The sequence below is a fragment of the Mammaliicoccus sciuri genome (genome assembly GCF_025561425.1).
GTDB classification, from domain to species: Bacteria; Bacillota; Bacilli; order Staphylococcales; family Staphylococcaceae; genus Mammaliicoccus; species Mammaliicoccus sciuri_A.
In genome coordinates, this window is sequence record NZ_CP094824.1 from 2,330,758 (window position 1) to 2,340,959 (window position 10,202).

Consider the following 10,202-nt stretch of genomic DNA (forward strand, 5'->3'; position numbering starts at 1 on the left):
CTAATTCATATAATAAAATTATTAGACTTTACTTTCATAATACAACAAATTAATAAAATTTGGTACACTTCATTTTTGATAAAGGGTCAAATTCTATTTATTCTTCAACATCTTATCCTGTCATTTGAAATAGACAACATAAATGAAATATGTTAATTTATATATAGAAAAGGGTGACACACATATTGTGTATCACCCAAATGAGCCCGTTAAAAAGACGGTGACCTTGTATAATTGCTTAAATAGCCATCAAACTCGACCAAAGTTAGTGATGGTTATTTTTTTGGTTTTCTTTAATCATGACTAAAGCAATGACAGTAAAGACTATCATTAAAATCTCATAGTCCGACATGTTATTCCTTTCTAGGAGTAACAACTATAACCATAGGCATCACCCCTTTATAAGAGATTAGCCACCATCTATCTAACTTGCTCACTTTTTTATTTTATAAAATTAGCATAATATTGCCTATAAATAAATGCTGCATTTAGCTGTAATTTAAGCACCTAATCAACTTGATTTTCAAATACAGTTATTGCCTTTAAAGAGTTCCAACTAATCAAACATACTAAGATTAGTAGCGAAGTAATCTACGACGGTAGATGAGCTTCGCTACTTTTTTATATTCTTTATCTTACCGTTGGTAGTTATTTTAAGAATATGAAATAGTAGAAGAGAGAAGTACTCCGAATAGATTTTAGGGTCAAAGAATCCGTAATAAAAACTGGAGAACTTCACTCTCCTTATGAATTCGATTTTAGTATGTTGGGTCCACTGAGATCGTGTACAGGAAAATGAACTAAGTAAGGTTCAGTGAAGTTAAAACTTCTTAAATTAGAAGATTAGGAGTGGTTTTTATCGAATATTTTGGAATAGATGTTGGAAAAGGAAAGAGTTTTATTGCACATTATTCAAACAATGAATTTGTTAAAGAATTTGAAATTACCCATGATAATAATGGTTTTGATTCACTAAAGAAATATATAAAGAATTTCTCAGGAGTATATTTCTTGTTTGAAGCTACTGGTATATATTCAAAAGTATTGGAGAAATTTTGTACCGTTAATAAGATTTCGTTTTGTGTAATTAACCCTCTAGAGGCAAAATTACTAACTAATTCTTTAAGAAACTGGAAAACAGATAAATCTGATGCACATAAACTTGCTGTTTTAGCTAAAAATATAAACAAAAAACCTTCTAGAAATTTATTGGAAGAAAAGTATGTAAAAATTAGAGAGCTGACAAGATACTATGAAGAAATTAACAATCAACAAAATTACTTAAAAAACCAATTGATTCAGTTACTAGATATGACTTTTCCAGAATTACAAAACCTATTTAAGGACAGATATTCAAAATTGGCTTTACAAGTAGCTAGTAAGTTCCCACATCCGGACTTTGTTGATTCTAATGATATAGAAGAACTAAAAAAGATAATTAATAGTTGTACAGAAAAAAATCTATCAGAGAAAAAGAAAGCACAATATGCAAATAAACTCGTAGAGTTCTCTATGGTCAGTTATCCTTCTGTTTCTAAAGATTCATTTTTAACAGATAAATTAGTTTATGTGATTGAAGATTTATTAAGCCTAATGAAACGGCATGCTTCTATAAAACAAAGATTATTAATGTTAGCTGAAGAATTTGAAGAATTTAAAATAATTAAATCTATTCTTGGCATTGGTGATTTAACTGCCATAATGATTATTGGCGAATTAGGTGATATCAAATCCTTTGATTCTCATAAGCAATTGAATGCATATGTAGGTATTGATATAAAAAGATATCAGTCTGGTAAAACGCATTTTAAAGATAAAATAAACAAACGTGGAAACAAACATGCTAGATCATTATTTTACTTAATCATTAAAAATTTTCTGTTGGGTCAAAGGTTATTTAAAAATCATATTATCGACTATTATTACAAATTAAAAAAGCAGCCTAATGGCAAAGGCCACAAGACTGCATCAGTAGCTTGCATTAACAAACTACTTAAAACCATTCATTATCTCGTAATAAATAATAAAGAATATGATTATCACTTGTCTCCACACGGATAATATATTCATCTAAATCATAACATATTGAAAAAATTATTAAATAATAAAGGCTTATTTAGTGATGCCAATTTTAAATATTTTTTACTACGTAGTAGTTGACAAATCGTAGGAAATTAGCTAGGACTTTTTATTAAACGTACAAATTCAATTTATTCTTCTACACCATCTTCATCATATTTAGTGACAATGCCATCTTCATCTACTATATATGAACCAGCTAGTTCACCGTCTTTAGTATAAAATGCAAATCCCCAACTTCCGTCATCTCTCTTTTCAGGTTCTCTATACGTATAAGTATCCGTATCTAATATACTTCCTTCATAGTCTTCTACTATGTCCATTACATTACTACGTGTGACAGTATCATATTCATCGTCAGTATCTTCATCATCTGAATCTTCATCTGATATATGATTTTCAATATTATCTATCGCATATTGTGCTTCTTCTTGTGTATATTGATCACCCTCATCAGAAGTTAATTGATCAAATAACTCTTTGTCAGACATAGGCATAAATTCTTGGTAATTTTCAGCACTTTTTGTGCACTCAAAAACAAAAAAGCCCACAACCACAAGGGTTATAGGCTATATAATGGAGACGGCGTCCTTTTATAGATTATGTAAATAGTAGTAAAACGTTGTAATTATAAGGTTTATAGACGTTTAACTTTATAACTATATATCATTATTTATAACTAAATTGACACGTATTTGACACTTGCACAAATAAAAAAGAGGCAACCGTCGCAACAGTTAACCTCATATCTATATAACCTCTTCCGCCTAATTAAATTATATCATAAAAAAAGCCCACCAATTAAGGTGGGTTTAGTTGTTTATGATTCTTAATAATTCATAATTATTATAATTTTTGTTTCTTTGTTTACTCTTTTCTTCATATACTAAATCATTTTCGGCTAGTTTTTTCAATGCTTTTCTTACAGTAGGTTGAGTAAATCCAGTTATCTTACTAGCTTTAGCAACTGTGATTTTTGGTTCTTGGAATGTTATAAACCAAATCTTTTTTTCTGAATCTGTCTTTAGCATTCTAATACCTTTAAAATATAACTCTTCAGACTTAGATATTTTCATCAAAATACTATCTATCATTCTTTCTGAAGCATTTAAAAAGAACATAATCCAACCTTCCCAGTCAGGTGTCTTTGTTCTAACTCCATTTAATAAGTCGTAATACCTAGATTTTTCTTTTTCCAATTCTTCACTTACAAAAAATACTGGCTTATCAATAACATTAGCACTTACAAGTGTTAATATAATTAAAATCCTACCTAACCTTCCATTCCCATCTAAGAATGGGTGAATAGATTCAAATTGCGCATGAGTAATAGCTGTTCTAATTAAGGGATCAGTATAGTAATTAAAGTAATGTCCTCCTTCTTTTTCTTTTAAACTGCTATGTTCTATTCCATTTATAAAATATTCTAAATTAGTCATATATTCACCAATCATATTAGCATCAATTGGTACATAAGTTGCATTTTCAATTTTATTATCAGGTCCTATAAAATTCTGGATTTTTCTGAAATTCCCTGGATTTTTTTCCTTTCCTCTAGTACCACTTAACAGTATATTATGAAGTTCTTTAATCAACTTTTCAGATATAGGTGTATTATTAACTTTAATCTCATTATATCCATAGGATAAAGCATTCATATAATTCAATACTTCCGTAACTTCATTACTTTGCTTTTTATCCATTTTCTCTTCTAGAACTTCATCAAAAGTAACTTGAGTACCTTCTATTTTAGTTGATTCTAGTGATTCTCTCATACTCATAATATTTATAAAGTTATCGTTAATAATCGAATGTTGTAATTCACTATTTAATTTACCAACTTTTATGTTCACTTCTGCTAATTTTTTATATATTTTCAAAGCTATGTCACTTGTTATATTTACCGGTAATTTAGGTACACCTTTTAACGTCAAAATACTCACTCCTTTTTCTTTAATATAATTATAACACTGATTAAAGAAAAATAAAGTCTTTTTGTTTCGTTAACCAAATTTATTTTGTACTTATTCATTTTAATCATATCTATACAAAAACCACTCTAGTCAAATGAAGGGTTCTTCTAGAGTGGTAAAACAAATTAGAGTTGATTGTACAAGGAAAGACAAAATGGGTGTTAAGCTATTCCTTGTATAATTAAATTACCAAATTATTCTAAATATGGCAATAAAAACTAAAAAATACCCCATCACACAAAGTGACAGGGCAAGTTAATGGTTATTTATATATGAAAATCCAGCACAATATAAGTGCTTAAATATGATAATACTACACTTTAGATATTAAATCAAATAATAACACCCCACTTATTAGTGAGGTGCAAAAAGGTTTTACCAAATATGAGTTTAAAACTAAAACGGAGGTAATAGGTTTAAACTGTTTTTAGTATATCATTTTGTGGAACCAATTCAAAATAATAACCTACTCAATTATATGAGTAGGCTCGCCGTCATATTGTGTTTAATATGTCTGTTTAAATGGTACCATATATGTTGGCATAAGTAAAAAAAAACCTACCTAGTTTCCGCTAGATAGGGTTTAATTCTGAAATAACCCACCAATTAAGGTGGGTTTAGTTGTTAATATAAACCAAATACTTTGCCAGCCACGCCTAAAATAGCAATCAATGTTCCGATAAACCACTTCATTTGCGTATTCTTCATTTCAGAAATTTGGAATTTTATTTTGTCTTCTATTCTTTCAGGTAGTTCATCTAATTTATTGTTTAAATTATCAAATTTGTCATCAATTCTTTTTTCAAATTGTTCAAATTCTTTTCGACTAATAAATTCACTCACATCAATCACCTCGTTTGAACTTATATTACCTATACTATGTTTTTGGAAATCTAATCCACTAGCTTTTGGTAATTTATCCAAATTTTTTGTAATTCTTTCATCCCTATTTTCAAGTTTAAATTTTTCAGGTCTACTAACTTTTTCATTCGTCATACTAATGTTTCCCTTTCATGACATTAAAGTATGCTTTAGACGTGTTGTTTTCGATAGTTAACTTAATTGAATGAATTCCTTCTTTTTCAAACCTTAAATTATTGAAACGTGCATTAGTTTCGAAGACATTTAAAAATTCTTTATCTCCATTTTCTTCATCCATCTTAACTCTATCAATATTCACATTTGTATTGAACATTATTTTATCATCTGGATCAATTAATTCAAATTGTAAGGTGTATATTTTTAATTCTTCTATACCTATTATCCCAAAAGACACATCAAAAGAATAGTTATTTGGTAAAACTTCTAAATTTAAATATGACATAGGACTATCAATTACTAAATTACCATTTGGATTATTAAACACTTCTAAAGATGGAACTACCCATGCTACTTTTGCCATTTAAATACCCCTTTTTTAGTCTAATTAAATATATATTACACTAAAATTTAATTGGACTAAAGATAGAACATATAAGCGAACATAAAAACAACCCCATCACACAAAGTGACAGGGTAAGTTAATGGTTATTTATATATGAAAATCCAGCACAATGTAAGTGCTTGAATATGATAATATTACACTTTTAGGATTAAATCAAATAATAACACCCCACTTATTAGTGAGGTGCAAAAAGGTTTTACCAAATATGAGTTTAAAACTAAAACGGAGGTAATAGGTTTAAACTGTTTTTAGTATATCATTTTGTGGAACCAATTCAAAATAATAACCTACTCAATTATATGAGTAGGCTCGCCGTCATATTGTGTTTAATATGTCTGTTTAAATGGTACCATATATGTTGGCATAAGTAAAAAAAAACCTACCTAGTTTCCGCTAGATAGGGTTTAATTCTGAAATAACCCACCAATTAAGGTGGGTTTAGTTATTTGACTATAAAGTATCTAGAAGAAGCTATTTGTAATACTTCTTTATCATCATAATCTTCAATTAAATTACATTTACTAATAAATATCTTATTTTTATCATTTGAATATATATTATACCCCATCAAAACTAATAACAGATTATAGTGTAGCATATCACTTTTTGTATGAAATATACCTATGATAATAAAAATAAGGAAATTTATAAAAATACTGTAAATATTTGAAAAATCCAAAGACAACAATGGTATTAAGTAAGTAACAAAATAATTTAATATATCTGTATTAATAATTTTTAGTTCCCCCGGATTCTCATCTGAAGCTTGTGCATTTTTGATCCATTTACATATAAGAAATATAACGCTAACCAAACTAACTAAAAATAATATAATCCAATAGATTTTAAATTCAAAAATTACATAAGTAATACTTTTTTGATTATCCTCAGCTTTTCTAATTTCATTTAAAAAAATTAATAAAAATAAAGGTATATAGTTACAAATATAAATAAAGATATTCAGCATATCTCACACCTACCTATTCGGATCTTCTCCTATGTCATCTCCAATTATTGTTTTATAGTAAGAATCCTGCATTAAATTCACTAAAACATTTAGTTGGCTAATATCTTCATAGTCTATCTCAAATTGTTCGATAGATTCATTATATATAATTGGTAAATTAAATTGTTCTATAGCTAATTTTGTTTTTTCGATACATTCAATAAATAAAGTTGCTCTATCATTATCTTCGCTTAGTTTAGCGATTCTTCTAACAAATCTACCGTTGTTTAGTAATTTATGTTTTACAGTATCAAAATTTTTTACTTTTCCTGTTTTATCTATTCTGCTTAAAATAGTATTAGCTTTTTCTTTAAATTCTTCGTTCAAATAAAAGATTCTTTCCAAAGCAATATGATTGTCAATATATATCAAACCATTATATATTAATAAATCAATTTCATAATCCATTTTCAAAAATTTATCAAGCTCTATTGTGTCATAAATACCTTCTGGGTCAAATTTTGCAAAAATACTTCTTTTTAAACTTTTATTATTAAAATTTCTTCTGAATATATAAAGCCTTTCGTCATTCAGTTTATATTCAAACATATAAAACTTTATATTTTTAGATTGAATATTATTTGAAGTATCTATATCAGTTAATTTTGACAGTATTTCTTCATATCCAAAAGTATCATCTGTTTTAATTGTTTCAACCACATCGTTTTTACTAATTATAGGATTGTATTCCTGAATATCTTGTTCTAACATTTTCTCCGAATTTATTTGATGATTATACGTTAATTCTTCAATTAACTTTTTACCTTTATGATTATCTTTTATAGATAATTTCAAAAGGTAATATTTGTCATCACTTTTTTCTCTTTTTTCTCCACAATAAACTTTTAATGTACCATTTTGAATAATATCAGAAATTTTATTCCCACTCATTCCCCTTACCTCTTTCAGTGTGTATTTAACAATATTATACATTTTACACAATAAAGTAGAAAGAGTTTATTTATAAAAAGCGCAACTAACATCGGGGAAGACATTAGTTGCTAATACACATTTGTATTATACCACATATTAAGAGTTCATACTATTAGTAGATACTAATTTTAGTCAAAAAATAACCCCATCACTAGTATGATAGGGCAAATAACAGAGTTATTTAATATGAGTTGTTAATCAACTACCGGAGATAGGTAACAATTAACAACTATATTCTAGCATATTTTTCACTTTATGTAAAACCATTAAATAAAAATACCCCCACTTAATAATGTGAGGGTGTACACAATATAAATAAAATGAATTCTAGATATAAAATATATCTAGCCAAAATATATCAGATTTAACATTAATTTACAAATTTAAACCCTAGCCTTTTTCCGTAAGCTAGGGTGTAGTAATAGAACGATTTATTATGGGATATTTAGAATATCCACTTTTATTATATACAATAAATGTAAAAAAGCAACCCTACACAAAAAGTATAGGGCTAAAATACCAAAAATAGATAAATTTACTTTGGAAGAGTTTCACTAAAAATAATATATCACTAATTGTGTATTTTACCAATAAAAAATAACCCTACCTAGTTTCCGCTAGATAGGGTTTAATACAATTTGATTTGTAGCTAAATAAGCTACTGAATAAAATATATCATTTAAATAATGAGTCTACAACAAAAATCCCCTATATTAATACAAGGAATAATAATGATTGTGTGATTATAATACTACTTTTTACTTGTAATCTTCAAGTCAAACCATAATTTTGTTTCTTTTTCTAACTTCTCATCTTTGTGTGTAATAGGTCCTAATGCACAATAGAAACGGCCGGCCTTAGGATTAGTCGGATATTCAAACTCTGCCCACCAGTAGCCATCCTTTTTAGTTACTGAGAAGAAGTTGATATATTGACCAGCCAAAATATTATTTGACGATGGTAATGCTGGTTCGTTTAAACCAGGTTTCTTCTTAGCTGCGATTGGTGATACACCTTTCTTAGCTGTTGCTTTACCAGACCATTTCCAAGTTGTTTTAGGTGGTTTAGGCGTTGTGCCACCGTTGTAATAATGTTTAATACGAGAAATAAAGTAATCTTTTAACTTATTACGATTGGCTAACGTATCTGGTGCGTTTTTTCCGACATGCATATCCCAAGAACGATGAGGACAAGATGTACCGAAATACTGTCTGTGTAAGTTTACAGTCGCCCGGTTTGGATACAAACCATAAGACTTCATAACGGCTGCTGCCACTTTGAATGTTGCCTCTTCATTTAATTTGAACTGGGCATCTGTTAAACCTGCTGCTGGATGTGATTGACAAACTTCGAATCCGATCAGATTACTGTTAGCCCAGTTATTCCCACAATGCCATTCTACATAATCTGTTGGGTGATACCAAAGTGTTTCATCTTTGTTTACATACACTGAAGCCCACCCATTAACATGCGTTCCGTTTTGTTCTCTCGTGTATAACCATGGTAAATACTGATTAGGTGTCATTGAACCATAATCATTGTGAATAACAATACCTGCTATACTTGCTTTTTTACCTGTTATTTTACTGCCTTGAATGTGTTTTGAATAAATATCTTTCATTATAAATCTCTCCTTTAGTTTTTTCTTGGCTATAACTGCACTGTCATAACCAAGGCATCATAAAAAGCCGACTATTTAGCCGACTTTACTTTGGTTCGTTATATTGTTGTGCTTGTTCACTGTCTTTTATTCCTTTAGTAGTTGGGTCTTGTACCACACCTAGTAATACCAACACACCTAACACACTGTTAACGATATTCGTTATTTGGTCTGTATACACTGTGATGTCGTAATCGAATGCACCCGACACTTGTTGCACAAATAAAAGGATAGCCGATAATATGGCTACCCAAAATGATTTTTGTTTAATACGTACTTTCCAATTAATTTTCATGTTACTTCCCCCTTATTATTTACATTTCCCAAACCAAAAGCACTCCCAAAAACTTACGCCCAATAATTTAAGCATCTGTTTCACCTCCTTATATACCAAATAACATTTTGATTGATGTAATGATGAGTGAGCCTGCTATTGTACCTACTAAGCCTAGAACCCACAATTTGATGTCTCTTATATTTTTATTATTTTCTTTTTTATTCTCTTTCTCTATTTCACGCTCTCTATTTAAGGCATCTAATGTGAAATCTAATTTTTGATTCACAAGTTCTTGCGCGTGTTGCCCCTTTTTGATTTCATCTAAAGAAGAAAATATTTTTTCATCATTGTCCTCGAGCCGTTTAATTCTTCTGTCATAATCAGCTCTTTGGAACTCATTACTCATGGGATCACTCACTTTCTGTTAATTTATCTGTAATAAAAAGGCATTGAACCTAATCAATACCTTGGTTTTGTGCACTTAATTCTGAATTACTTTCTTGAATATCTTCTTCTGTACTTGTGGATGGTTCAACATAGTCTGTTCCATCAGGATTATGTTTAGAACGCTCAATTTGTTCAGCTACATAATACGTTTTAATGTTAGTGCCAAATAACTCAGCTAACATATTTTGTGCTTTACATGCAGTTTTGGCATCTTCTTCTGACTTAAACTTATGCGCTGATTGAGGTGTAGCACCACGATTAAATCCACTACCATAATTTTTCACTAAACATGTTTCCTTACCTGTTTCATCTCTTTCTACTAAAAAATACTGTGTAATTGTCATTTCCATTTAAAACACTCCTTTAAATTTTTTATATAAAAA

The 10,202-nt window shown here is 28.9% G+C and carries 10 protein-coding genes and 1 pseudogene; 1 reads left to right on the forward strand and 10 read right to left on the reverse strand.

The genetic code is table 11. The annotated features are described in order from the left end of the window. Positions 1-849: 849 nt before the first annotated feature. The gene (locus MUA60_RS12160; RefSeq protein ID WP_262648425.1) at positions 850-2,061 is read left to right on the forward strand and encodes an IS110 family RNA-guided transposase; all 1,212 of its coding nucleotides are present in this window, start codon (positions 850-852) and stop codon (positions 2,059-2,061) included. A 149-nt stretch (positions 2,062-2,210) separates the two neighbouring features. Here MUA60_RS12160 and MUA60_RS12165 read toward each other — a convergent pair. The 10 genes and pseudogenes from MUA60_RS12165 to MUA60_RS12210 form a co-directional block, all read right to left on the reverse strand. After that, positions 2,211-2,429, reverse strand: a pseudogene (locus MUA60_RS12165) (hypothetical protein); the annotation flags it as partial. 462 nt (positions 2,430-2,891) lie between these two features. Continuing rightward, the gene (locus tag MUA60_RS12170) at positions 2,892-4,013 is read right to left on the reverse strand and encodes a Fic family protein (RefSeq protein WP_262648426.1); all 1,122 of its coding nucleotides are present in this window, start codon (positions 4,011-4,013) and stop codon (positions 2,892-2,894) included. A gap of 663 nt (positions 4,014-4,676) precedes the next feature. Next, positions 4,677-5,048: a hypothetical protein gene (locus tag MUA60_RS12175; RefSeq protein WP_262648427.1), complete on the reverse strand. Its 372-nt coding sequence runs from the start codon at positions 5,046-5,048 to the stop codon at positions 4,677-4,679. A 1-nt stretch (position 5,049) separates the two neighbouring features. Further along, positions 5,050-5,454 (reverse strand): DUF6941 family protein, encoded by a 405-nt coding sequence (locus MUA60_RS12180; RefSeq protein ID WP_107610885.1) that lies wholly within the window; start codon positions 5,452-5,454, stop codon positions 5,050-5,052. Between the two features lie 484 nt (positions 5,455-5,938). Further along, a complete protein-coding gene (locus tag MUA60_RS12185; protein ID WP_262641672.1) occupies positions 5,939-6,463 on the reverse strand; it encodes a hypothetical protein in 525 nt (174 codons plus the stop codon). A 9-nt stretch (positions 6,464-6,472) separates the two neighbouring features. Beyond that, positions 6,473-7,393, reverse strand: a complete 921-nt coding sequence (locus tag MUA60_RS12190; protein WP_262648428.1) for a DUF4868 domain-containing protein — start codon at positions 7,391-7,393, stop codon at positions 6,473-6,475. Positions 7,394-8,186: 793 nt separating this feature from the next. Beyond that, entirely contained in the window at positions 8,187-9,056 is an 870-nt protein-coding gene (locus MUA60_RS12195; protein ID WP_262648429.1) for a peptidoglycan recognition protein family protein, read from the reverse strand. Positions 9,057-9,141: 85 nt separating this feature from the next. Further along, positions 9,142-9,390, reverse strand: a complete 249-nt coding sequence (locus MUA60_RS12200) for a phage holin (RefSeq protein ID WP_262648430.1) — start codon at positions 9,388-9,390, stop codon at positions 9,142-9,144. Between the two features lie 88 nt (positions 9,391-9,478). After that, the gene (locus MUA60_RS12205) at positions 9,479-9,778 is read right to left on the reverse strand and encodes a DUF2951 family protein (protein WP_204167081.1); all 300 of its coding nucleotides are present in this window, start codon (positions 9,776-9,778) and stop codon (positions 9,479-9,481) included. Between the two features lie 49 nt (positions 9,779-9,827). Beyond that, complete coding sequence (locus MUA60_RS12210) at positions 9,828-10,169, reverse strand: hypothetical protein (protein ID WP_262641676.1); 342 nt, start codon at positions 10,167-10,169, stop codon at positions 9,828-9,830. Between the last annotated feature and the right edge of the window lie 33 nt (positions 10,170-10,202).